Source organism: Pseudoduganella plicata (genome assembly GCF_004421005.1).
Taxonomy (GTDB): Bacteria; Pseudomonadota; Gammaproteobacteria; order Burkholderiales; family Burkholderiaceae_D; genus Rugamonas; species Rugamonas plicata.
In genome coordinates this window covers 2,625,679-2,648,435 of sequence record NZ_CP038026.1, presented here as the reverse complement: position 1 = coordinate 2,648,435, position 22,757 = coordinate 2,625,679, and the positions used below count along the sequence as shown (strand labels likewise).

General features: G+C 65.5%; 21 protein-coding genes and 1 pseudogene. 9 read left to right on the top strand and 13 right to left on the bottom strand.

The genetic code is table 11. The annotated features are described in order from the left end of the window. Window positions 1–4: 4 nt before the first annotated feature. From E1742_RS11480 to E1742_RS11465, 4 genes and pseudogenes are all read right to left on the bottom strand, one after another. Window positions 5–898 (bottom strand): LysR family transcriptional regulator, encoded by an 894-nt coding sequence (locus tag E1742_RS11480; protein WP_134384997.1) that lies wholly within the window; start codon window positions 896–898, stop codon window positions 5–7. Window positions 899–942: 44 nt separating this feature from the next. Continuing rightward, a pseudogene (locus E1742_RS11475) lies at window positions 943–1,143 on the bottom strand (MFS transporter); the annotation flags it as partial. A gap of 128 nt (window positions 1,144–1,271) precedes the next feature. Beyond that, on the bottom strand, window positions 1,272–2,321 hold the full coding sequence (locus E1742_RS11470; RefSeq protein ID WP_134384996.1) for an NAD(P)-dependent alcohol dehydrogenase: 1,050 nt from the start codon (window positions 2,319–2,321) through the stop codon (window positions 1,272–1,274). 216 nt (window positions 2,322–2,537) lie between these two features. Beyond that, on the bottom strand, window positions 2,538–2,984 hold the full coding sequence (locus E1742_RS11465) for an acyl-CoA thioesterase (RefSeq protein ID WP_134384995.1): 447 nt from the start codon (window positions 2,982–2,984) through the stop codon (window positions 2,538–2,540). A 125-nt stretch (window positions 2,985–3,109) separates the two neighbouring features. Here E1742_RS11465 and E1742_RS11460 point away from each other — a divergent pair, with 125 nt between their 5' ends. After that, the gene (locus E1742_RS11460; protein ID WP_134384994.1) at window positions 3,110–4,318 is read left to right on the top strand and encodes an acyl-CoA dehydrogenase family protein; all 1,209 of its coding nucleotides are present in this window, start codon (window positions 3,110–3,112) and stop codon (window positions 4,316–4,318) included. Window positions 4,319–4,328: 10 nt separating this feature from the next. Then, window positions 4,329–5,456 carry an acyl-CoA dehydrogenase family protein gene (locus E1742_RS11455; protein ID WP_134384993.1) on the top strand — a complete coding sequence of 376 codons (1,128 nt, stop codon included), beginning with the start codon at window positions 4,329–4,331 and terminating at the stop codon, window positions 5,454–5,456. A 49-nt stretch (window positions 5,457–5,505) separates the two neighbouring features. On the opposite strand, the gene E1742_RS11450 is transcribed toward E1742_RS11455, so the two are convergent. The 5 genes from E1742_RS11450 to E1742_RS11430 are packed head-to-tail and all read right to left on the bottom strand — an operon-like array spanning window position 5,506 to window position 10,022. Next, window positions 5,506–6,666 (bottom strand): ABC transporter substrate-binding protein, encoded by a 1,161-nt coding sequence (locus tag E1742_RS11450; protein WP_134384992.1) that lies wholly within the window; start codon window positions 6,664–6,666, stop codon window positions 5,506–5,508. A 40-nt stretch (window positions 6,667–6,706) separates the two neighbouring features. Beyond that, window positions 6,707–7,414 (bottom strand): ABC transporter ATP-binding protein, encoded by a 708-nt coding sequence (locus tag E1742_RS11445; RefSeq protein WP_134384991.1) that lies wholly within the window; start codon window positions 7,412–7,414, stop codon window positions 6,707–6,709. Beyond that, window positions 7,407–8,165: an ABC transporter ATP-binding protein gene (locus tag E1742_RS11440; protein WP_134384990.1), complete on the bottom strand. Its 759-nt coding sequence runs from the start codon at window positions 8,163–8,165 to the stop codon at window positions 7,407–7,409. The genes E1742_RS11445 and E1742_RS11440 overlap by 8 nt, the downstream gene beginning before the upstream one ends. Continuing rightward, the gene (locus E1742_RS11435) at window positions 8,158–9,159 is read right to left on the bottom strand and encodes a branched-chain amino acid ABC transporter permease (RefSeq protein WP_134384989.1); all 1,002 of its coding nucleotides are present in this window, start codon (window positions 9,157–9,159) and stop codon (window positions 8,158–8,160) included. Before E1742_RS11435 ends, E1742_RS11440 begins: the two co-directional genes overlap by 8 nt. Next, the gene (locus E1742_RS11430) at window positions 9,159–10,022 is read right to left on the bottom strand and encodes a branched-chain amino acid ABC transporter permease (RefSeq protein WP_134384988.1); all 864 of its coding nucleotides are present in this window, start codon (window positions 10,020–10,022) and stop codon (window positions 9,159–9,161) included. The genes E1742_RS11435 and E1742_RS11430 overlap by 1 nt, the downstream gene beginning before the upstream one ends. Before the next feature lie 435 nt (window positions 10,023–10,457). On the opposite strand from E1742_RS11430, the gene E1742_RS11425 reads away from it, so the two are divergent. Then, on the top strand, window positions 10,458–11,261 hold the full coding sequence (locus E1742_RS11425) for an IclR family transcriptional regulator (RefSeq protein WP_134384987.1): 804 nt from the start codon (window positions 10,458–10,460) through the stop codon (window positions 11,259–11,261). A 4-nt stretch (window positions 11,262–11,265) separates the two neighbouring features. Here E1742_RS11425 and E1742_RS11420 read toward each other — a convergent pair whose 3' ends face one another. After that, on the bottom strand, window positions 11,266–11,721 hold the full coding sequence (locus E1742_RS11420; protein WP_134384986.1) for a PaaI family thioesterase: 456 nt from the start codon (window positions 11,719–11,721) through the stop codon (window positions 11,266–11,268). 123 nt (window positions 11,722–11,844) lie between these two features. Between E1742_RS11420 and E1742_RS11415 the strand changes: the two genes are divergently transcribed. Further along, window positions 11,845–13,500: a long-chain fatty acid--CoA ligase gene (locus E1742_RS11415; protein WP_134384985.1), complete on the top strand. Its 1,656-nt coding sequence runs from the start codon at window positions 11,845–11,847 to the stop codon at window positions 13,498–13,500. A gap of 16 nt (window positions 13,501–13,516) precedes the next feature. On the opposite strand, the gene E1742_RS11410 is transcribed toward E1742_RS11415, so the two are convergent. Both E1742_RS11410 and E1742_RS11405 read right to left on the bottom strand, forming a co-directional pair. Next, a complete protein-coding gene (locus E1742_RS11410; RefSeq protein ID WP_134384984.1) occupies window positions 13,517–14,602 on the bottom strand; it encodes a porin in 1,086 nt (361 codons plus the stop codon). Between the two features lie 228 nt (window positions 14,603–14,830). Then, window positions 14,831–15,313, bottom strand: coding sequence for a DUF3016 domain-containing protein (locus E1742_RS11405; protein ID WP_134384983.1), 483 nt, complete (start codon window positions 15,311–15,313; stop codon window positions 14,831–14,833). A gap of 134 nt (window positions 15,314–15,447) precedes the next feature. On the opposite strand from E1742_RS11405, the gene E1742_RS11400 reads away from it, so the two are divergent. Further along, entirely contained in the window at window positions 15,448–15,645 is a 198-nt protein-coding gene (locus E1742_RS11400; protein WP_134384982.1) for a hypothetical protein, read from the top strand. 310 nt (window positions 15,646–15,955) lie between these two features. Here the strand turns inward: E1742_RS11400 and E1742_RS11395 are convergent, their stop codons facing one another. After that, window positions 15,956–16,318 (bottom strand): YbaN family protein, encoded by a 363-nt coding sequence (locus E1742_RS11395; protein WP_134384981.1) that lies wholly within the window; start codon window positions 16,316–16,318, stop codon window positions 15,956–15,958. Between the two features lie 243 nt (window positions 16,319–16,561). Here E1742_RS11395 and paoA point away from each other — a divergent pair, with 243 nt between their 5' ends. From paoA to E1742_RS11375, 4 genes are all read left to right on the top strand, one after another. Further along, on the top strand, window positions 16,562–17,209 hold the full coding sequence (paoA, locus tag E1742_RS11390; protein WP_371860217.1) for an aldehyde dehydrogenase iron-sulfur subunit PaoA: 648 nt from the start codon (window positions 16,562–16,564) through the stop codon (window positions 17,207–17,209). Then, the gene (locus E1742_RS11385) at window positions 17,206–18,159 is read left to right on the top strand and encodes an FAD binding domain-containing protein (RefSeq protein ID WP_134384979.1); all 954 of its coding nucleotides are present in this window, start codon (window positions 17,206–17,208) and stop codon (window positions 18,157–18,159) included. The genes paoA and E1742_RS11385 overlap by 4 nt, the downstream gene beginning before the upstream one ends. 3 nt (window positions 18,160–18,162) lie before the next feature. Beyond that, window positions 18,163–20,367, top strand: coding sequence for an aldehyde oxidoreductase molybdenum-binding subunit PaoC (paoC, locus tag E1742_RS11380; protein ID WP_134384978.1), 2,205 nt, complete (start codon window positions 18,163–18,165; stop codon window positions 20,365–20,367). 255 nt (window positions 20,368–20,622) lie between these two features. Then, a complete protein-coding gene (locus tag E1742_RS11375) occupies window positions 20,623–22,611 on the top strand; it encodes an alpha/beta hydrolase family protein (protein WP_134384977.1) in 1,989 nt (662 codons plus the stop codon). Window positions 22,612–22,757: the final 146 nt, after the last annotated feature.

Below are 22,757 nucleotides of genomic sequence, written 5' to 3'. Positions count from 1 at the left end.
CGGCTCAGGCCTTGTGGCGGATGGCGTCGATCACGATGCCCAGGGCACGCGACGAGTGCCGCCGGCTCGGGTAGTACGCGTGGAGACCGGGGAAGTGCGGGCACCAGTCTTCCATCACGCTGACCAGCCGGCCGGCCTGCACGTGCGGCGCGGCCAGGTCTTCCGTCAGATAGGCCAGGCCGCAACCGCTGAGGGCCGCATTGAGCATCTGGTAGGTGCCGCTGAACGTGAACTGGCCACGCGGACGCAGTTCCAGGTCGCGTCCCGCATGCCGCAGCTCCCACGCGTAGACGCTGCCGGCCGTTGCCAGCCGCAGGCCGATGCAGCTGTGCTTCATCAGGTCCTGTGCCGAGGCAGGGATGGGCCGGTGCGCGAAGTAGGCGGGCGAGCCGACGATCATCGTGCGCATGTCCGGGGTCAGGCGCACGGCGATCATGTCCTTGTCGACCTGGTCGCCCCAGCGTACGCCGATATCGTAGCGTTCCGCCACGATGTCGACCATGCGGTAGTCCGCGCTCATTTCCAGATGGATGTCGGGGTATTGCGGCAGCACGGGCGCGAGCCGCGGCCACAGGAAATTGTCGATCACGTGATCGGTGGCGGTGATGCGGATGGTGCCGGCGGGCTTGTCGCCCAGATCGCTGACGGCGGCGATTTCCGCTTCGATCTCCTCCATCCGCGGCGCCACGTTCTGCAGCAGGCGCTCGCCGGCCTCGGTGGGCGACACGCTTCGCGTCGTGCGCGTCAGCAGGCGCACGCCCAGCCGCGCTTCCAGCCCGCGGATGATGTGGCTCAGTGCCGACTGCGTCATGCCCAGCTTGGCGGCGGCGCGCGTGAAGCTGCGTTCGCGCGCCACCGCCAGGAAGACAAGGATGTCGTTGATGTTTTCGCGTGCCATCGGCTGTGAATCGTCTGGTGAAACGACGATTCTACCGCCGCGGCTCATTTCGCGTGGCCTGCCGCCGGCAGCGTGGTGAAGGCGGCTGCGCCAAAGGTTGACTGGTAGCCCAACCCATCGAACGCCAAACCACCCACTGTCGCGCCGGAAGCGGTCGCCAGCTGGGTGATGGCGACCAGCAGGCCGCCGCCCGCTTCCGCATCATGCGGCAAGGTGCGCGCTACCCACGTCCACCAGCCGACGGGTGGATGGTACCGGAGACGATCATCGGCAGCGTCAATGCCGCCAGCAGCACCTTCCGATCCAGGCTGCCCGCAGCGACGAAATGGCAAGACTGGTCACCGATGCGAACGCACCGGCAGACCAGCACGAGTCAGGCTGCCAGCGTGGCGTTGTCGATGACGAAGCGGTACTTGACGTCGCCCTTCAACATGCGCTCGTAGGCCGCGTTGATCTCGTCGGCGCGGATCATCTCGATGTCCGCCACGATATTGTGCTCGGCGCAGAAGTCCAGCATCTCCTGGGTTTCCGGAATGCCGCCGATCATCGAGCCGGCAATCGCGCGGCGCTTGGTGATCAGGTTGAACACCTGCGGCGAAGGGTGCGGCGTGGCGGGCGCGCCGACCAGCACCATCGTGGCGTCGCGCTTGAGCAGGTTGAGGAACGCGTCCAGGTCGTGCGGCGCGGCCACCGTGTTGACGATCAGGTCCAGGCTTTTCGTCTGCGACGCCATCGCCTCGGCGTCACGCGAGACGATCACTTCATGCGCGCCCAGCGCCAGCGCGTCGGCGCGCTTCGATTCGGACGTCGTGAACGCCACCACGTGCGCCCCCATGGCGCGGGCCAGCTTGATGCCCATGTGGCCAAGACCGCCGATGCCGACGATGCCGACACGCTTGCCGGGGCCCGCGTTCCAGTGCCGCAGCGGCGACCAGGTCGTGATGCCGGCGCACAGCAGCGGCGCGACGGCAGCCAGCTGGTCGGCGGAATGGCTCACGCGCAGCACGAAGCGTTCGTGGACGACGATCTGTTCCGAGTAGCCGCCCAGCGTGTGCCCGGGTGCGTCGGCGGTGGCGCCGTTGTACGTGCCGACCATGCCGTCGCAGTAGTTTTCCAGGCCGTCGTCGCAATCGGCGCAGTGCTGGCAGCTGTCGACCATGCAGCCGACGCCAACCAGGTCGCCAGCCTTGAAATCCGTGACGTGGGCGCCGACGGAAGCGACGCGGCCGACGATCTCGTGGCCCGGCACGCACGGGAACAGCGTACCGGCCCATTCGGCGCGCACGGTGTGCAGGTCGGAGTGGCATACGCCGCAAAAGGCGATGTCGATCTGGACGTCGTGCGGTCCGGGTGCGCGGCGGGTGATGTCGAGCGATTCGAGCGGCTTGTCGGCGGCGTGGGCGCCATAGGCTTTAACGGTCATGGATATCCTTTGGAGTTGAAGCGGAAGTTTTGCAAGGACAGCATGGTAGCGGCAAATGAGCGCGTAAAACGGGCGCGAAATTGCATGGGCTTATGAGTCACGTTCATCAATAGAGGCCCACGCGGCGCATTCAGGCTGCGAGAAAGATCCTGACGCCTGTATGCGCCCGCTTGGCGGTTGCTAACCTACAGGGTTGCATGGGCTTATGAGCTTAACTCATGAATCATTGGCGGCGCTCACGACGACCGGCAGGTAGGCATCGCAAAACTCCGGCGGCATGCGCCGCGGCTTGCCGCTGCCGATCTCGATGCAGACGAGATGCCAGCGCCCGCGCATGACGGTCGCCCCATCGCGCGCGCGGACCAGCTGGAAGCGCCGCTCCATCGTCAGCCGGCCATCCGTGCCGCACAGCCACGTCCCCAGCAGCAGTTCCTCGCCCAGCCCGGTGGGCAGCACGTAGTCGTATTCGGCACGGCCGATCGCCATGGCCCGGTCCAGGCGGCGATAGGCGGCAAGGTCGAGCCCCAGCGCTTCCGAATGCGACCAGCCGGCCTGCTCGCACCAGCGTACATAGACGGCGTTGTTCGTGTGATCCAGGCCGTCGATATCGTCGCCCTGCGGCGTGACGCGGTAAATGTGCGGTTGTGGATAGTCCCAGTTCAAGAGCGGCTCCGGTAGCGGTGACGCTTCATTGTAGCGGGTGGTTTACATGACAACGCAAATCGCGGTATCGTGCTGCTGGAATCAATACGCGAAACGATAAACCGCACAGCGAAACTGGAGCCCCGATGGACCTGAACTTCAACCCGGCGGAACAGGACTTCCGCGACGAAGTACGCAGTTTTCTGGCCGAGCGCCTGCCGGCCCGCCTGGCCCACAAGGTCGCGCAGGGCAGGCACCTGGCCAAGGCCGACATGGAGCAGTGGCACGCGATCCTGCACGCGCGCGGCTGGCTGGCCGGCCACTGGCCGGTGGCGTTCGGCGGCACCGGATGGACAGCGGTCCAGAATTTCATCTTCGAGAACGAGTGCGCGCTGGCGAATGCGCCCCGCATCGTGCCGTTCGGCGTCAACATGCTGGGCCCCGTGCTGATCCGTTACGGCACCGACGCGCAGCGGCGCTACTGGCTGCCGCGCATCCTGGACGGCTCCGACTGGTGGTGCCAGGGCTATTCCGAACCGGGTGCGGGCTCCGACCTGGCGGCCGTGCGCACCACCGCCGTGCGCGGGGTAGACGGGGACGGCGAACACTACATCGTCAACGGGCAGAAGACATGGACCACGCTGGGCCAGTACGCCAACATGATCTTCTGCCTGGTGCGCACGGACCGGGAAGCGAAGAAGCAGCAGGGGATCAGCTTCCTGCTGGTCGACATGACGTCGCCCGGTGTCGAGGTGCGGCCCATCATCACGCTCGATGGCGGCTATGAAGTCAACGAGGTGTTCTTCACGGACGTGCGCGTGCCTGCCGCGAACCTCGTCGGCGAAGAGAACCGCGGCTGGGATTGCGCCAAATATCTGCTCACGTACGAGCGCACCAATATCGCCGGTGTCGGCCTGTCGGTGGCCGCGCTGGAACGCCTCAAGCGCGTCGCGGCGCAGCGTACCCGCAACGGCCGGCCGCTGGCCGAGGATTCGCTGTTTGCGGCGCGGCTGGCGCGCGTCGAGATCGACCTGGAGAACATGAAGACGACCAACCTGCGCGTCATCGCGGCCGTCGCGGGCGGCGGTGCGCCGGGACCGGAAAGCTCGATGCTGAAGATCCGCGGCACGCAGATCCGCCAGGAGATCCTGGCGCTGACGCGCCGCGCGATGGGCATCCATGCCCGCCCGTTCGTGGCCGCGGCGCTCGACGGCGACGAGGAGATGGCTTGTGTGGGACCGGACTTCGCGCATGCCGCGGCGGCGCAGTATTTCAACAATCGCAAGCTGTCGATCTTCGGCGGCTCCAACGAGATCCAGAAAAACATCGTCGCCAAGGCGATCCTCGGCCTGTAAGGAGACCCACATGAACTTCGAGCACACGGAAGAACGGCGCATGCTGGCCGACAGCCTGGATCGCTTCATTGCCGCCGAATACGGTTTCGAGACGCGCAACCGTATCGCGGCGTCAGCGCAGGGCTATTCGTCCACGATGTGGCGCAGGTTCGCCGAACTGGGGGCGATCGGCGCGCTGCTGCGCGAGGATGATGGCGGATTTGGCGGCGGCGGTCACGATATCGCCGTCGTGTTCGAGTCGCTGGGGCGCGGCCTGGTGCTGGAACCCTTCCTTGCCAGCGCGGTGCTGGCCGGCGAGGCGATCGCGCTGGCCGGCAGCAATGCGCAGAAGGAGATATTGCGGTCGATTGTCGAAGGCGGCACCATCGTCACGCTGGCGCACGACGAGCCGGACTCGCATTACGAGCTGGCCCGGGTAAGGACGACGGCGCGTACCGACGGTGGCAGCTGGGTACTCGAAGGCGCAAAGTCCGTGGTGGCGCATGGCGACCATGCCCAGCTGTTCATCGTGTCGGCCCGTACCGCCGGGGCCGTGGACGACGAACACGGCATCTCGCTGTTTATCGTACCGGCGGATGCCGCCGGGGTGACCGTGCAGGGCACGCCGACGATGGACGGCGGCCGCGTCGCGTACGTGACGTTCGACGGCGTGCGGCTGGACGCGCAGGCCGTGCTGGGCGAAGCGGGACATGGGTACGATACGCTGGAACGGGCCGTCGGACGGGGCGTGCTGGCCCTGTGCGCCGAGGCGCTGGGCGCGATGGAGGAGGCCAGGGCGGCCACGCTGGAGTACCTGCGCACGCGCCGCCAGTTCGACGTGCCGATCGGCAGCTTCCAGGCGCTGCAGCACCGGATGGTCGATCTGCTGCTGGAAATCGAACAGGCCCGCTCGAGCGTCATCAATGCCGCCGCCGCGCTGGAGGGCGACCGGGTGCCACGCGAGCGGGCGCTGTCTGCCGCCAAGATGACGATCGGGCGGGTGGGAACGCTGGTGGCGGAGGAATGCATCCAGCTGCATGGCGGGATCGGCATGACGTGGGAACTGCCGTTGTCCCACTATGCCAAGCGGCTCGTCATGATCGACCATCAGCTGGGGGATGGCGATCACCATTTGCAGCGGTATATCGCGCTGGGATAAGGCCGATGCGTTGACCTCGGAGACAGGCAACTGTCCCCGAGGCCCCGTTTTACTTCCCGGCGTTCAGCGCGCGCAGGAACTGCCCCTTGATCTTGCCTTTCTCGACAACGCCGATGATCGTGTTGGCCACCGTGCCGCCCTTGCTGTCCAGGCCTTCGATGTCGTTCGGGTTGAGAGCCGGCGGCAGCGTCCTGAAGGCCTGGTCCATCTTCGCCCGGATCGCGACGGCGTCGGTGACGGTACCCGCCAGCTTCATTGCCGCGACCGTCGCGTGGACGGCCGAGTAATTCAGGCTGATTTCGCTGCTGGGGTCCTTGCCCGGGTTGAGCTTGCGGTAGCGCGCCGTGAAAGCGGCCGGCTCGGGGCGGTCGTCGCCGGTTACCGGCATCACGCCGACCGAGCCTTCCAACGCTCCCAGGCCGCCCACGACCTTTGCCATCTCGTCGATCTTGGCCTGGTCGATGATGATGAAGCCGCCCTTGAAGCCCAGTTCGCGCGCCTGCTTCGCCACCAGCGCCGTCGGCTCGGAGGCGCCGCCGATGAACAGCACGTCCGGCTTCGACTGGAGCACGCGACTGACGCCGCTGTAGAAATCGGTGGCCTTGTTGTACGACATGGGGTTCTCGGCGACGACCTTGCCGCCGGCCGCCTCCCATGCCGGCTTGAAGGCGGCGGCCCACGCCTTGGCGTAGTCATGGTCGGCCGCGGCCAGCGCGACGTTCTTGCCGTGCAGCGTCATCATCGCTTTCGTAAACGGGGCGATGTAGCCGGTGAAGTCCGGCGGGATGCGTACCGTCAGCGTGTTGCCCCGTTCCGTCGCCTGCGGCAGACTGGTATAGGCCAGCAGCAGCACCTTCGACTTTTCATTGAACGCCTGCACGGCAAAGATGCCGCCGGAGTGCGGCACCAGCACGGCGGCCGTCTTGTGCTGCTGCACGAGGCGCTGCACATTGATGCCCGTCTCGCTGGGGTTGTACTTGTCGTCGAGGGCGACGATCTCCAGCTTGTAGCGCTTGCCGCCGATCTCCAGCGGTTTCGCGTTGATTTCGGCGGCGGCCATCTGCATGCCACTGAGGACGTTCTTGCCGTATAGCGCAGCGCCGCCGCTCAGGGGACCGGAAAAGCCGATCTTGAGGACTTCCTGGGCGTGGGCGACGCCGGCCAGGGCCAGTGCGGCGGCAAGCACGGTGATGCGGATCTGTGGTTTCATGGGTGTCTCCTCCTTGTTGTAATGGTTCCGCGCCGCGCAGTCAGGCGCCAATGTACGCCTTGCGCACCTGCGCGTTATTGAGCAGCTCTTCGCGGCCGCCCTCCATGACGATGCGGCCCTGCTCGATCACATAGGCGCGGCTGGCGATGTTCAGTGCCGCGTACGCATTCTGCTCGGCCAGCAGCACGGTGGTGCCGGCCCGGTTGATGCGGGCGATGATGTCGAACATCTGGCGGACGACGAGCGGCGCGAGGCCGAGCGACGGCTCGTCCAGCAGCAGGGCCTTCGGGCGTCCCATCAGCGCGCGGCCGATGGCGACCATCTGCTGCTGGCCGCCGCTGAGCGAGCCGGCCGGCGCGTCCTTCTTTTCGTGCAGGATCGGGAACAGGCCGAACACCTCGTCCAGGCTGCGCGCCACGCCGCCGCTGTCGCGCCGGTGCACGTAAGCACCCAGGGTCAGGTTCTTCAGCACCGACATGCCGGGGAACAGCTTGCGGCCCTCGGGGCAGTGCACCAGGCCGTCCGCCACGATCTGCGACGGCTTGCGCCCCACCAGTTCGTGCCCGCCGAAACGGATGCTGCCGGATGCCGCCCGCTGCAAGCCGCTCATGGTGAGGAAGATCGAGCTCTTGCCGGCGCCGTTCGATCCCAGCAGCACGACCAGTTCCCCTTCGTCCGCATGGATGCTGACGTTGTGCAGCGCGCGGAAGCTGCCGTAGGACAGCGATACGCCATCGAGTCTAAGCATGTTCGCTCCCCAGGTAGGCTTCGATGACGGCCGGGTTGGCGCGGATCTCGGCCGGCGTGCCTTCGGCGATCTTTTCGCCATAGTTCAGCACCAGGATGCGGTCGGCCAGGTTCATGATCATGTCCATCTTGTGTTCGATCAGGCACACCGTCAGGCCGCTTTTCGCCATCTTGCGGATCAGTCGCGCCAGGCCATCGGTTTCCTCGGGATTGACACCGCCGGCCGGCTCGTCCAGCAGCAGCAAGGCGGGATCGGTGGACAACGCCAGCGCGAACGCCACCCGCTTGCGCTCTTCCTGCGAGATGTCGCCGGCGAGGCGCGATTCGATGTGCGCCAGGCCGACGAAGTCCAGCGCGGCGCGCGCCTTCTCGCGGCAGATGCGCTCCTCGTCGCGCAGCCGCTTCGTGCCAAGGATCACGTCCACCAGTGTCGAGCGGGTGCGCAGCCGGTGGCCGACGATCAGGTTGTCCAGCACCGTGGCCGTGTCGAACAGCGCGGTCGTCTGGAACGTGCGCGCCATGCCCAGCCGCGCCGCCTGGTCGGCCCGTATGCCCGTCACGTCCCGGCCATCGAACAGGACGCGGCCGGACGTGGGCCGGATCGCACCACTGACCAGGTTGAAGAACGTGGTCTTGCCGGCGCCGTTCGGACCGATGATCGCGTTGATCGTGCCGCGCGCGAAGCTGGCGCTGACGTCGTTGACGGCGGTCAGGCCGCCGAAGCGCTTCGTGAGGGACGTAATCTCAAGCATGGTGCACCTCCTTCGAGGGAGCGATTGCCGGAGGCGCGGGCGTCCGTGCGGCAGCGGCCTTCCTGCGCTGGCGGTTCATCCAGGTGCCGACGATCCCGTACGGCAGGAAGATCACCAGCAGCACCAGCACGGGGCCGAAGACGACGAAGCGGTACTCCTGCAGCACCTGCAGGTACTGCGTCAGCCACGGCACGCCGATCGCGCCCAGCAGGGGGCCGAGCAGGGTGCCGATGCCGCCCACCAGCATGTACATCGTCATGTCGAACGTGTGCTCGACGCCGGCGATGCCGGGACCAAGGAAGCGCACGTAGCCCGCGTACAGGCCGCCCGCCAGGCCGGCGAAGAATACGGAGAGCACGAACGACAGCAGCTTGTTGCGCATCAGGTGGATGCCCAGCGCCTGCGCCAGCTCGTCGCTGTTCCTGATCGCCATGAAGGTGCGGCCCAGCAGGGAGCGGACGATCCGGTGCATGATCCAAAGGCTGGCCACGAGAAAGCACAGGACCAGGTAATACTGCGCGCGCGGCTCGGAGAAATCCAGCGGCCCGATGGGCTCGGGCGCGGGAATGCCGACAATACCGACGGTGCCGTGCGTCAGGCTTTCCCATTTCTCGATCAGCAGGAACATGATGTAGCCCACGCACAGCGTGAAGATCGAGAAGAAGTGCGTTTTCAGACGCAGCGACACGAGGCCGACGAAGACGCCGATGGCGGCGGCGACGAAGCCGGACAACGCGAAGGCAAGCCAGAACGACATGCCATAGTCCACGGTCAGGATGCCGACCGTGTAGGCGCCGACGGCCATGAAGCCGCTGTGTGCCAGGTTGAACTGGCCCGTGTAGCCCGTGATCAGGTTCAGGCCCACGGTGGCGATGGCGTAGATATAGGCCGTCGACATCACGGTCAGGTGGTAGTCGTTGCCCGCCATGAAGGGAAAGGCCAGGGCCAGCAGCAGCAGGAACGTCCAGCCGACGGTGGAGGTAAGTCGCTTCATCAGTGGGCTCCCCGCGCGAACAGGCCTTGCGGCCGCACCGACAGGATCAGCACCAGCAGCGCGAAGGCAATGATGTCCTTGTAGTCGGTCGAAATGTAGAACGCGCCGAACGCCTCGGCAAAGCCGATGATCAGCCCACCGGCGATGGCGCCGGGCACGCTGCCCATCCCGCCCAGCACGATGATGACGAAGGCCTTGGTGATGACGAGATGGCCCATCGACGTGTAGACCAGATTGATGGGCGCGTACAGCACGGCGGCCATGCCGGCCAGTGCGCCGGCGATGGCGAAAGTGAGCATCGCGACACGGGTGGCGTCGATGCCCACCAGCGCGGCGCCTTCGCGGTTCTGCGCCATCGCAACGATGGTGGCGCCGGTGATGGTCCTGGTCAGGAACAGCTGCAGCAGCACGACCAGCGTGAATGCCGCGCCGATGATGAGGAGGCGCTGGGCCGGCAATGTCAGCGAGCCCAATGTCAGCAGCTGCGTGTACGGCGTCTCCATGCGGTGGAAGTCCGCGCCCCACAGCGCCTGCGCGCCCGCCTCCAGGAACAGCAGGATACCGATCGAGGCGATCATGTGATGCAGGTAGGGCGCCTTGCGCAGCGGATGAAACACCAGGCGTTCGGACAGCACGGAGATCAGCGCCACGGTGACGGCGGCACCCAGCATGCCCCACCAGTAATTCAGGCCCAGCTTGTTGATGAGGAAGAAGGCCGAGTACGCGCCCGCCATGTAGAACGCGCCATGTGCGAAGTTGGGCACGTGCAGGATGCCGTACACCAGCGTGAGGCCGAGCGCCACGAGGCTGTATACGCCTCCCAGCGTCAGTCCATTGAGGACCTGCTGCAGAAAAAGCTCCAAAACTGTCTCCGTTATTGTAGTGGGTCGTACGTGTCTGGATGCTGGCAAGAGGCGGGCTTAGTCGGGCATGATGACTCCCTGGGCGTTGCGGACCGGGGATACGTCGCTGGCGACGTCGCGTGTCCCGCTCGTTCGGCACGGATGGCAGGCAGCGCCAGGTGCGCCGTGCGGTCGGTCCCTCGATACAGTCGTTCGATATGGTGCTTCCGGCATGCTGCTGACTCCCCGGTGTAAGGAATACTCGGAAATGCGTTTTGTCCTGCGAAACGGCTGGGTGTAAAATGGAATGAAAAAAGAATACGATACTTTTGCAGGACCGGCAACGATTTGTTCGGGAACCGGACCGCGGGGCGGCGTGGCGACAACGCCCGCATCCAGTGTGCCACGGCCGGCCGGCACTGCAAAGACGCGCTACCGAATACCCCAGGAGTCCCCATGAATGCAGCAGACGAGAGCCTTGCCGGTGAACCAGATGCCGACGGCGCGCGCGGTCCCGAAGACCGTTACTACATCACCGCGCTGGCACGCGGCCTGGAAGTGCTGTCGTGCTTCCGCTCGGCCGACAAGGGCCTGACGAACCAGCAGATCGCCGAGCGCTGCGGCCTGCCGAAATCGACGGTGACGCGCTTTACCTACACGCTCACGAAGCTGGGCTACCTGACCCAGGAGGCAGGCGGCCGCTATCTGCTCGGTACGGCAACCCTGGGCCTGGGCAGCGCCATGCTGGCGCGGCTCGATATCCGCCAGCTGGCGCGGCCAATGATGCAGGAGCTGGCCGAGTTTTCCGGCACCACCGTCTCGATCGCGATGCGCGACCGCCTGTCGATGATCTACGTGGAGGTGTGCCGCAGCACGGCGGCGCTGGCGCTGGCGCTGCAGGTGGGCTCGCGGCTGCCGCTGGCCGTGTCGGCCATCGGCCGGGCTTACCTGGCGCGTGCGGGCGAACAGGAACGCAACGACATCTTCGGCCGTTCGCTGGAACTGGACGAGACGGCGCACACGGCGATGCGCCAGGGTCTGGCCCGCGGTGTCGCCGACTGCGAACGGTATGGCTGTGCCACGTCGTTCGGCGACTGGCAGAAGGACGTCAACGGCATCGCTGTGGGCTTCATGCCCATCGGCGGCAGCCAGCTGATGTCGATGAACTGTGGCGGGCCGTCCTCCAGCGTGTCGAAGGAATTCCTGCTCGACGAGGTGCGCCCGCGCCTGATCGGGATCGCGCGGCGCCTGGAGTCCTGACGCCTCAGTAGCCCGCGGCCAGCTGCTCCGGCGTCAACGGCGCCATCACGGCAAACACGCCGCTGGCGCGCAGCAGCGCCTTCTCGCCCGTGCGCAGGTCGCAGGCCGCGAACGCCACGCGCCCGCCGATCCGGTCGATGCGCACGTGCGCCTCGACCCAGTCGCCGGGACGCGCCGCATCGAGAAAATCGGTAGTGAGGCTGACGGTGACGAACGAATGGCGCGCCTCGCACGCCAGGGTCAGGCCGATGCCGAGCGCCGTATCGGCCAGGCTTGCCAGCATGCCGCCGTGCGCGATGCCGCGCATGTTCGTGTGGCGCTGCGCCACGTGCATGGCGATGACGATCCGGCCGCCCTCGTGCAGCACATACAGCTCCCCCAGCCCGGCGATGTACGGGCCGCCCCGTTTCAGGCGCTCGAAGCGCGCGGGCACCGTTCTGTTTTCTTCGCCTGCCGCCATAAGCCTCCCGAAGTGCTGCTTCCCGACGTCGATGTCCAGCCCAGTTTACATCACATTTAGCCGCTGCTACACTGAATCAAACCAAAACGCAGTTTCGTACAGCGAAATAAAGGCAGGAGATAAATGAACCAGCGCCATTTCGACCACTGGCCCAAGGGCCTGCCACGCCACCTCACCGTGCCCGAGACGAACCTGTGCTACAACCTGGAGGTGTCGGCCCGGCGCTATCCCGACAAACCCTGCATCGTCTTCTACGACACGCCGATCAGCTATGCCGAATGCTGGCGGGAGGTCGAGCGCATCGCCGGCTTCCTGTGCGGGCAATGCGGCGTGGCGCGGGGCGACCGCGTGCTGCTGTACATGCAGAACAGCCCGCAGTTCGTGCTGGCCTACTACGCCATCCTGCGTGCGAATGCCGTCGTCGTTCCCGTCAACCCGATGAACCTGACGGAGGAACTACGCCACTATGCGCAAGACACGGGCGCGCAGACGGTTTTCGTGCCGCAGGACCTGTACGCGCAGGTGCAGCCACTGGGTCTGCGCCACGTGCTGGTGGCCGCCTATTCGGATTACCTGCGCCAGCCGACCGACCTGGCGGTGCCGGAATTCGTCGCCGCGCCGCGCCGGGACATCGCGGGCGCCGGCGTCGTCATGTGGCGTGACATGCTGGCAGCCGGCGGCGAACCGCCGCCCCTCGTTGCGGGGCCGGACGACCTGTGCGTCATGCCCTACACGTCGGGCACCACCGGCTACCCGAAAGGCTGCATGCACACGCATCGCAGCGTCATGGTGACGGCGGTTGCGGGCATGCAGTGGTTCGGTACGCAGCAGGACACGGTGGGGCTGTCGGTGCTGCCGCTGTTCCACGTCACGGGCATGCAAGGCGGCATGAACGGCCTGGTCTTCATCGGTGGCACGATGGTGCTGCTGGCGCGCTGGGACCGCGATACGGCGGCCGATTGCATCCGCCGCCACCGCGTCAATGCGCTGCAGCTGATTTCAACGATGGTGGTGGACCTGCTGTCCAGTCCCCGACTAGGCGAGTACGACCTGTCCAGCGTGCGGCGCATGAGCGGGGGCGGGGCCGCGATGCCCGATGCGATCGCGCAGAAGATGCACGACCTGCTGGGCATCGACTATGTCGAAGGCTACGGCATGTCCGAGACCATCGCGCCCACGCACATCAATCCGGGCGAGCGGCCCAAGAAGCAGTGCCTGGGCATCCCCATCTTCGACGTCGACGCCCGCGTCGTCGATCCCGTGACGCTGGCCGAACTGGCGCCGGGCGAGGTAGGCGAGATCGTCGTGCACGGCCCGCAGGTCATGCAGGGCTACTGGAACAATCCGGACGCCAGCGCCGAGGCGTTCGTGCAGATCGACGGCCAGCGCTTCCTGCGCACGGGCGACCTGGGCAGGGTGGACGACGACGGTTATTTCTTCATGGTCGACCGGCTGAAGCGGATGATCAACGCGTGCGGTTACAAGGTCTGGCCGGCCGAGGTGGAAGCGCTGATGTACCGGCACCCGGCGATCCGCGAAGTATGCGTGGTTGCCAGCCGCGACGAGCGCCGCGGCGAGACCGTCAAGGCCGTCGTCGCGCTGAAGGAGGGCTACGCCGGCACCGTCAGCGAACAGGAAATCGTCGACTGGGCGCACGCCAATATGGCCACCTACAAGAGCCCGCGCATCGTCGAGTTCTGCGCGGCGCTGCCGAAATCGGCCACGGGCAAGATCCTGTGGCGCACGTTGCAGGAAGCCCAGGCCACCGCTGCGCGGTGACCCGGGCCGGCGCCATTCAATACAGGTGCATCAGGCCGACCGTGACGCGGTTGGCGGCATCGCTGCCGATGGCGACAAAGCCCTGCGCCAGGTTGATCTGCGTGGCGGTGACGACGGTGTCCGTCGTCGCGCGGGCCAGCGACAGGTAGGCGGTGCTGCGCTTGCTGAGGGCGTGGCGGGCGATGAAGACGTACTGGCGCGACCGGTCGCGCAGGTCGCCGGAGCGCCGCGTGTCGTAGAAGGCGCCGTTCAGCGACAGCGCCGGGCTGACGGGCACGTCGACGCCGACGCCGAACACACGGATCTTGCGGCCCGTGCTGGCCAGCGTGTTCTGCGCCCACGTGGACTTCAGCGCGACCGTTCCCGCCGTGTACTTGATGCCGTAGGCGTGCGACGTCAGCACGTCCGTATTGGCCGCGTTCTTCATGCGCGCATAGGCGCCGGCGATGCCGAACGATCCCCGGTTGAAGAATGCCGACGCGCCCTGGTAAGTGCTCTTTTCCGCGTCGCCGGCCTGCTCGCCGAAGCCGTGCATCAGGGCGAAGCCGGCGCCGCGGAACAATGGCGAGACGTAGCGCACCGAGTTGTTTTGCCGCAGCGCGGTGCCGCCGTTGTTGGCACCGTATGGGCCGTAGACGCCGGCGTGATTCATCGCCGCGAACAGCACGTTCGGGCTGGTGGCTGCGAACGCCAGTCCCATCGGGTCCGCCAGGCCGACCGATTGCACGCCCAGGATGTTCTGGCGGCCCATGTCGATCGAACCGAACGGACCGGCCAGGCCGACGGTCGCTTCGCGGTCGAACAGGCTGTTGGCCGACGGCGTTCCTGTCGCCACGCCGGCCACGCCGGTGTCGTTGAACAGCGTCCCCTCCAGGCCGAAGCGGGCTTTCAGTCCGTTGCCCAGGTCCTCGACGCCCTTGATGCCGAAGCGTGACACCTGCATTTGCCCGGCCTCGATCGTGCTGCGCCCGCCCACCGGGCCGGCGCTGTCGACGTGCGTGACGCCGGCATCGACGATGCCGTACAAGGTGACACCCGACTGCGCGGCGGCCGTGGCGATGCAGGCATACAGTACGGGCAGGCTTGCGATGATTTTTTTCATGGTGCGGTCTCCAGTTTTATTGTCGGCGTGGCGGACGCCACTCGTCGCGGTTTCTCTGTGCGAAACTCTTGTGCGAATAATGAAACTGTAGGGAAGGACGCGCGGTGGCGTCAACGACAATTGACTAACTGAGGCGATAGCGGGGCGGGCGTTGCAAAAGCACGTCGTTTGAAGGGGAAATGGTTCCGCTGTGCGGAACGATGAGGCAGGCCGGCGTAACGTTCCCGGTTATCGACGTTCCGCCAGAACCTCTTTGCGGAACCAGTCGTCCAGCATGATCTTCTCGTGCTGGTAAAGCTCGCCGTTGTGGCGGCTCGAATGCATCAGATAATTCGGGTCGGCCAGTTCGCGTTCGCCGCTGCGCAGCACCGCGCCGTCCTGTTCGATACGATAGCGCAGGTGCATGCGCGGCCAGTCGGCGCGGCCTTTCAGGACGCGGATATCCTGCACCGGCACACGCGGGAAGACGTCGCCTGCCAGGTCGATATCGAGGAATTCCACGACCAGCTGCTGGCCCGCCGGCAGGCGTTCCGACAGTTTCTCGAGGTGCTCGCGGAACGTGATTTCCATCGACTCGCGGTCGGACGGAAAGCGGGGCACATCCGTCATTTTTTCGGGCTGGACATAAGTGACCTTCGCACCGGCGAAGGCACCGATGGCCGGGAGCAGCAGTGCGGCCGCCAGGGCGGCGCGGCGAATACGCGGTTTCATGACGACTCCCTTGCTGGCTGTTTCTCGTGAGGAGAAATATACGCCAATTCCCCGCGGCGAAGTGCACGGCGCCGGCCATTGCAAAGCCGACGTGGCACCCCATATGACAGCTACGCCATCCAACAGGTCACGCCATGTCCCCGATCCTTGCCTTTGCCGCCACCTTGCTCGCGCTGATCTTCTCCGCCCCGGTACTGTACGCGTCGGCGGCTCGCACACCTGCGGTGATCGACGCTGCCGCCGCAGTGCCCGGCGGCCGCCAGGTGGACGACAGTGTCGATGGCAGCCCCGAGTTGCTGCCGGGCGACGAGGATGGCGGGCAATTCAAGTAACGACGTCACCTGCTTCACGAACCTGATCGATTTCACGGATATCATCACGTCCGCCGCGTCGGCACCGGGCAGGCGCTCGCCATTGCGTTCGGGGCGGACCGCGACCACGACGCGCTTGCCCAGGTAGGCCGGCTTTAATTCTTCCCTGTCGGTTTCGGCGCTGAGGTCGAACCATCTTCGCATTGCTCGCCGCAATACACGGAAAAGCGCTTGCCGTCGTCGCAGCGGATCGGGATAGCCTGAACACGGTGCGGGTCATGAATGAGTTGACGAACGGCCGGCATTATCGCATTGGCGCGGCGGCTTTTCGTTACCTGCGCATCGTCGGCACGAACCGCACCAGGTAGATTGTCACGCCAACCCCGATCGCCGCCAGCATCGCGACCAGCGCCACCCCCGGCACCCGCGTCATGGACCATCCCAGCGACCCCCACATCAGCAGCAGCACAACGACTTTCGCCCGCAGCGGGATGCCGCGGCCGTCCTCATAGTCGCGCAGGTAGCCGCCGAACAGCCGGTTCGTGCGCAGCCAGTTGTGCAGGCGCGGCGAGCCGCGCACGAAGCAGGCCGAGGCCAGCAGCAGGAACGGCGTTGTCGGCAACAGCGGCAGGAAGACGCCGAACAGGGCCAGCACGACGGCGATGCAGCCAACGGTATTAAATAGATGTTTCATGGCGGACGAAGGACGGGTCAGCCCGCAGCGTACCCCATCCCCGCGTCGATTGCACTGCATTGGCTTATGGCGGTTCACTGCCGATTCATGACTCCCAGACATAAGACTATGCCGTTCAACCGTGCTAATCGAATCCGGATTTGCATTTAAGATAACTATCGGCCAGGCTCACCCAAGGTCTGCCGTCCCGCGCTGAACAAGCGCCGCTTCCAGCCACCCCCACCCAGCCATAGGATGCGATACATGGATGACCTCAAACTTACCCGGCGCGACCTGCTGATCGCAGGCGCGCTTACGGCCACCGCCGCCGCCGTGCCGACCGTCGCGGGCGCACAGGCCCAGCCGGCCGCCGGCCGAGTGGACTCGCCGACGCCGCCCGTCATGTCGAAGGTAGCGCTAACGGTGAACGGCCAGTCGCGCGAGCTCGATGTCGACACGCGCACCACGCTGCTCGACGCGCTGCGCGAGAACCTGCACCTGACCGGCACCAAGAAGGGCTGCGACCAGGGCCAGTGCGGCGCCTGCACCGTCATCGTCGATGGCCGCCGCATTAACTCGTGCCTGAGCCTCGCGGTCATGCACAACGGCGCGCAGGTGACGACGATCGAAGGCCTCGGCACACCCGATAAACTGCATCCGATGCAGGCCGCCTTCGTCAAGCATGACGGTTACCAGTGCGGCTACTGTACGCCTGGCCAGATCTGTTCGGCCGTCTCCGTGCTGGACGAAATCCGCAAGGGCATCCCCAGCCATGTCACGGGCGACCTGACGCAGGCGCCGCTGCTGAGCGCGGCGGAGATCCGCGAACGCATGAGCGGCAATATCTGCCGCTGCGGCGCCTACTCGAATATTCTCGACGCCATCACGGAAGTCGCGGGAGGCAAAGCATGAAAGTCTTCACCTACGAACGGGCGCGCACGCCCGCCGAAGCGGCGGCCGCCGTGATGCGGGCGGAGGGCTCGCGCTTCATTGCCGGCGGCACCAACCTGCTGGACCTGATGAAGCTGGAGATCGAAACGCCGCCGCACCTGGTGGACGTCAACGGCCTCGGTCTCGACAGGATCGAGGCCACAAGCGAGGGCGGCCTGCGCATCGGTGCCCTGGTGCGCAACACCGACCTGGCGGCCGACGCCCGGGTGCGGCGCGACTACGGCGTGCTGTCGCGCGCGCTGCTGGCCGGCGCCTCGCAGCAGTTGCGCAACAAGGCCACGACGGCCGGCAATCTGCTGCAGCGTACCCGCTGCCCGTATTTCTACGACACGAACATGGCCTGTAACAAGCGCGCCCCGGGCAGCGGCTGCTCCGCCATCGGCGGCTACACGCGCGGCCACGCGATTGTCGGCGCCAGCGATGCCTGCATCGCCACCCATCCGAGCGACATGGCCGTGGCCATGCGTGTGCTCGATGCCAGCATCGAAACCGTCAAGCCCGATGGCGGCACGCGCGTGATCCCCATCGCCGACTTCCACCGCCTGCCCGGCAACACGCCGCATATCGAGCACGTACTGGCGCCGGGCGAACTGATCACGGCCGTCACCTTGCCGAAGCCCGTCGGCGGCAAGCATTTCTACCGCAAGGTGCGCGACCGTGCCTCGTATGCATTCGCACTGATTTCGGTGGCGGCCATCGTCCAGCCGGACGGCAAGGGGCGCATCGCCCTTGGCGGCGTGGCGCACAAGCCCTGGCGCGTCGAGGCAGCAGAGTCGCAGCTGCCGCGCGGCGGCAAGGCTGTTGTCGGGCAGCTGCTGGCCGGCGCCAGGACGACGGAAGAAAACGCGTTCAAGATCCCCCTGGTCCAGCGTACGCTCGACGGCGTGCTGGCGGATGCGAAGAAAGGATAAGCGATGAAATTTGCAACGCCTGCCACCACCAACCCGATCGACCAGCTGAAGGTCATCGGCAAGCCCGTCGACCGTATCGACGGCCCCCTGAAAACCACCGGCACCGCGCGCTATGCCTACGAGCAGAACGAGGCGGCGCCCAATGCGGCGTACGGCTATGTCGTCGGTTCCGCCATTGCCAAGGGTCGCATCGAATCCATCGACTTCGCCGCCGCGAAGCGGGCCCCCGGCGTCATTGCCGTCATCACCGCGGACAATGCCGGCAAGCTCGGCAAAGGCAAATTCAATACGGCCGCCCTGCTGGCCGGTCCGAAGATCGAGCACTATCACCAGGCCATCGCGCTGGTCGTGGCCGAGACGTTCGAACAGGCCCGCTCCGCCGCCCAGCTGGTGCAGGTGAAGTACGTGCGCGAGAAGGGCGCCTACGACCTGGCCGCCGTCAAGGACACGGCAAAGATCCCGAAGAAGGAAGAGGATCCGCCGCAAACGAAGGTCGGCGCGTTCACCACGGCGTTTGACAGGGCTCCCGTCAAGCTCGATGCTACCTACACCACGCCGGACCAGACCCACGCGATGATGGAGCCGCATGCGTCCATCGCCCGCTGGGAAGGCGACAAGGTCACGATCTGGACGTCCAACCAGATGATCGCCTGGAGCGTGAGCGACATGGCGAAGACGTTGAATATCCCGAAGGAAAACGTGCGCCTGATCTCGCCCTACATCGGCGGCGGCTTCGGCGGCAAGCTGTGGATCCGCGCCGAGGCAGTGCTGGCCGCGCTGGGCGCGAAGGCGACGGGCCGGCCCGTCAAGGTGGCGCTGCAGCGCGCCCTGATGATCAACAACACCACGCACCGCCCGGCCACGATCCAGCGTCTGCGCATCGGCGCCACGCGCGAAGGGCGCATCACGGCCATTGCGCACGAGAGCTGGTCGGGCGATCTGCCGGAAGGCAAACCGGAAACGGCCGTCAACCAGACCCGCCTGTTGTACGCGGGCGCGAACCGCCTGACGACCCTGCGCCTGGCGGTGCTCGATCTGCCGGAAGGGAACGCAATGCGCGCGCCCGGCGAAGCACCGGGGATGATGGCGCTGGAGATCGCCATCGACGAGATGGCGGAAAAGCTCAGGATGGACCCCGTCATGTTCCGCATCATCAACGACACGACGGTAGACCCGGAGAAGCGCGAGCGCAAGTTCTCGCAGCGCCGCTATGTCGAATGCATGCGCCAGGGGATGGAACGCTTTGGCTGGAACAAGCGCAACCCGCAGCCGGCGCAGGTGCGCGAGGGCCGCTGGCTGATCGGCATGGGCGTGGCATCGGCGTTCCGCAACAATATCGTGACGAAGTCCGCCGCCCGGGTGCGGCTGGGGCCTGACGGCGTCGTCACCGTCGAAACCGACATGACCGATATCGGCACCGGCAGCTACACGATCATCGCGCAGACGGCGGCCGAGATGATGGGCCTGCCGCTGGAGAAAGTGGTGGTCAAGCTGGGCGACTCGGCCTACCCGGAATCGGCCGGCTCGGGCGGCCAGTGGGGCGGCAACAGCGCCACGTCCGGCGTGTACGCCGCGTGCGTGAAGCTGCGCGACATCGTCTGCCAGAAGCTGGGCGTGGATGGCGCACAGGCGCAGTTCGCAGATGGCATGGTCAACGCAGGCGGCAAGTCCATCCCGCTGCGCCAGGCGGCACAGGGCGCGGAGCTGGTGGCGGAGGACATGATCGAATTCGGTGACCTGGACAAGAAGTACCAGCAGTCGACGTTCGGCTCGCACTTCGTCGAGGTGGCGGTGGACGCGTACACGGGTGAAGTGCGGGTGCGGCGCATGCTGGCCGTCTGCGCGGCCGGCCGCATCCTGAACCCGAAATCGGCGCGCAGCCAGGTGATCGGCGCGATGACGATGGGTGTGGGCGCGGCGTTGATGGAGGATCTGGTGGTCGACAAGCGCCTCGGCTTCTTCGTCAACCACGACCTGGCCAGCTACGAGGTGCCCGTGCATGCGGACATTCCGCACCAGGAAGTGGTCTTCCTGGACGAGACGGACCCGATGTCGTCGCCGATGAAGGCCAAGGGCGTGGGTGAACTCGGTATCTGCGGCGTGGCGGCGGCAGTGGCCAACGCCATTTATAACGCCACGGGCGTGCGCATACGCGATTATCCGATCACGCTCGATAAAATGATCGACAAGCTGCCGCAGGTGGCGTAAGTGGCACTGCAGCCCGGCCGGTGCAATGCCGGCCGGGCTGCCATCGGCCACTGGGCTGTCATTAATATCAGTGGCGCATTTATAATGGATCTGCATTATACGGCGCAGCTGCCGGTTTTTATATCGGCTGCACCGGGTCTGGATTTACGTGGTAATTGAAGAGAATCAGCGTTATTACAACGTGCAGTCCAATAAACTTGACACTGCGATATTGTCGGATTGAAAATCATCGGTCCAACTTTCCCGGTGCCGATAATGCGCTCGTTCCTCCTGAAACCCGTCCTGGCAGCGACGATCTGCCTGTCCCCTCTCGTCGGCGCTGCCGCCGCACCGCCCGTCGAGGCGTTTTTTGGCGAGCCGACCGTTGCCATGGCAACGCTGTCGCCCAAGGGAAATTACGTCGCCTATCTGCATACCGACGCGCAGCGCAAGCAGCGCATCGTCGTGCGCAGCACGCGCAACCTCGACGACGCGACGGTCACCGCGCAATCGCAGGGCGAGGATGCGCCCATCACGGGGATACACTGGGTAAACGAGGATCGCCTGACGTTTACCGTCAAGGACATGCGTGTCGAATTCGAAGGCAATCTCGACGAGTTCGCGGCCGACCGCGACGGCAGCAACCTGCAGCACCTTATTTCCGGCAACTGGCGTCACCGGCAGGAGACAACCGGCTCGCACCTGAAGACGCGCGTGCTGACAGCCGCCTATGCCTACCACGGCCCCACGCACGACGGATCGGACGACATCATCGTCGAAAAATATATATGGAATAGCCTCGACATGCAGCCCGAATCGTCACGGCTGTACCGGCTGAACACCCGTACCCGCATCCTGTCGGACCTGTTCCAGGGCACGCAGCCCGGCAAAGTGCGCGCGTGGCTGCTCGATGCGGACGATGCGCCCCGCATTGCCTTCTCCAGCGACAAGGGCCGCTGCATCCTGTCGTACCGGGAGAAGAACGGCAAGGACTGGGCGGAAATCAGCAATACGGACTGCTACAAGGAGACCCGCTTCCACCCCGCCTTCTTCGACAGCCGCAATACGCTTTACGTCACCGCTTCATACAAGGGCACAACCGCGCTGTACACCTTCGATATCGCCAGACACGAGCGCTCGAAAGAGCCGCTGATCGTGCTGGACGGTTTCGACTTTGGCGGCTATCCCGAGATGGACCACGCTGCGCGCAAGCTGCTGGGCGTGCATTTCCAGTCCGATGCCCGATCCACCGTCTGGTTCGATCCCGCCATGAAGGAGGCGCAAGGCAAGATCGATGCGCTCGTGCCGGGAATGAGCAACCAGGTCACCTGCGGCATGGATTGCCGGAACACGCCGGCGCTGCTGGTCAGATCGTCGTCGGACCGGCAGCCCATGCAGTATCTGATCTATACGCCGGCCACGAATGCCGTCGTCAGCCTGGGCAGCACCCATCCCGACATCCAGCACAGGGATATGGGCATCCGCGATTTTCACCGCATCGACGCGCGCGACGGCCTGAAGATTCCGACCTACGTCACCATGCCGCCCGGTAAAACCAAAGGGCCGCTGCCGGCGGTAATGCTGGTGCATGGGGGCCCATGGGTACGCGGCGGCTCGTGGGAGTGGGATGCCCAGGCGCAATTCCTGGCGTCGCGCGGCTATGTCGTGCTGCAACCGGAATTCCGTGGCAGCCTCGGCTTTGGCTTCGCCCATTTCCGTGCCGGCTGGCAGCAGTGGGGCCGCGCGATGCAGGACGACCTGGCCGATACCGCACAGTGGGCGATCCGGCAGGGGCTGGCCGATCCGAAACGCATTGCCATCATGGGTGGCAGCTACGGCGGTTACGCGACGCTGATGGGCCTGATTCGCAACCCCGAACTGTTCCGTGCCGGGATCGATTCGTTTGGCGTCAGCGATATCGACCTGATGTTCACGTCGGCACAGGCCGACGTCTCCGAAAACAATACCCGCTACGATATGCGCACACTGATCGGCGACCCCGACAAGGATGCGGAGGTGCTGCGGCAGAACTCGCCCGTGGCGCTGGCAAGCCGGCTGACGCAGCCGCTGATGATTGCGCACGGCAGCGAGGACCGCCGCGTGCCTATCGCCCACGCCGAACGGCTGCGCCGCGCACTCAGCGAACACAACCGGAAGGTGGATTGGGTGGTGTACGCCAACGAGGGCCACGGGTTAAGGCATGAAAATAACCGCATCGATTTCTGGAAGCGTGTGGAGCAGTTTCTTGTCACGAATCTGAAATAATCGATATAAGCGCCGAGAATATCTTGCGGCGAAATTCTCACCAATTATCACGAATATGTGGGCTATAAAATACAGCAACGCGACTTTTTAAAAATTAAAGGGTAAAACGTCACTGCGGTCGTTTCCGTATGGAAATCACTTCGCTA

What these genes read in the sequence shown, in the direction of transcription:
- E1742_RS11480 (WP_134384997.1), bottom strand. Translation starts at nt 898, where the DNA reads ATGGCACGCGAAAACATCAACGACATCCTTGTCTTCCTGGCGGTGGCG.
- E1742_RS11470 (WP_134384996.1), bottom strand. Translation starts at nt 2,321, where the DNA reads ATGACCGTTAAAGCCTATGGCGCCCACGCCGCCGACAAGCCGCTCGAA.
- E1742_RS11460 (WP_134384994.1), top strand. Translation starts at nt 3,110, where the DNA reads ATGGACCTGAACTTCAACCCGGCGGAACAGGACTTCCGCGACGAAGTA.
- E1742_RS11455 (WP_134384993.1), top strand. Translation starts at nt 4,329, where the DNA reads ATGAACTTCGAGCACACGGAAGAACGGCGCATGCTGGCCGACAGCCTG.
- E1742_RS11450 (WP_134384992.1), bottom strand. Translation starts at nt 6,666, where the DNA reads ATGAAACCACAGATCCGCATCACCGTGCTTGCCGCCGCACTGGCCCTG.
- E1742_RS11445 (WP_134384991.1), bottom strand. Translation starts at nt 7,414, where the DNA reads ATGCTTAGACTCGATGGCGTATCGCTGTCCTACGGCAGCTTCCGCGCG.
- E1742_RS11440 (WP_134384990.1), bottom strand. Translation starts at nt 8,165, where the DNA reads ATGCTTGAGATTACGTCCCTCACGAAGCGCTTCGGCGGCCTGACCGCC.
- E1742_RS11435 (WP_134384989.1), bottom strand. Translation starts at nt 9,159, where the DNA reads ATGAAGCGACTTACCTCCACCGTCGGCTGGACGTTCCTGCTGCTGCTG.
- E1742_RS11425 (WP_134384987.1), top strand. Translation starts at nt 10,458, where the DNA reads ATGAATGCAGCAGACGAGAGCCTTGCCGGTGAACCAGATGCCGACGGC.
- E1742_RS11420 (WP_134384986.1), bottom strand. Translation starts at nt 11,721, where the DNA reads ATGGCGGCAGGCGAAGAAAACAGAACGGTGCCCGCGCGCTTCGAGCGC.
- E1742_RS11415 (WP_134384985.1), top strand. Translation starts at nt 11,845, where the DNA reads ATGAACCAGCGCCATTTCGACCACTGGCCCAAGGGCCTGCCACGCCAC.
- E1742_RS11410 (WP_134384984.1), bottom strand. Translation starts at nt 14,602, where the DNA reads ATGAAAAAAATCATCGCAAGCCTGCCCGTACTGTATGCCTGCATCGCC.
- E1742_RS11405 (WP_134384983.1), bottom strand. Translation starts at nt 15,313, where the DNA reads ATGAAACCGCGTATTCGCCGCGCCGCCCTGGCGGCCGCACTGCTGCTC.
- E1742_RS11400 (WP_134384982.1), top strand. Translation starts at nt 15,448, where the DNA reads ATGTCCCCGATCCTTGCCTTTGCCGCCACCTTGCTCGCGCTGATCTTC.
- E1742_RS11395 (WP_134384981.1), bottom strand. Translation starts at nt 16,318, where the DNA reads ATGAAACATCTATTTAATACCGTTGGCTGCATCGCCGTCGTGCTGGCC.
- paoA (WP_371860217.1), top strand. Translation starts at nt 16,562, where the DNA reads ATGGATGACCTCAAACTTACCCGGCGCGACCTGCTGATCGCAGGCGCG.
- E1742_RS11385 (WP_134384979.1), top strand. Translation starts at nt 17,206, where the DNA reads ATGAAAGTCTTCACCTACGAACGGGCGCGCACGCCCGCCGAAGCGGCG.
- paoC (WP_134384978.1), top strand. Translation starts at nt 18,163, where the DNA reads ATGAAATTTGCAACGCCTGCCACCACCAACCCGATCGACCAGCTGAAG.
- E1742_RS11375 (WP_134384977.1), top strand. Translation starts at nt 20,623, where the DNA reads ATGCGCTCGTTCCTCCTGAAACCCGTCCTGGCAGCGACGATCTGCCTG.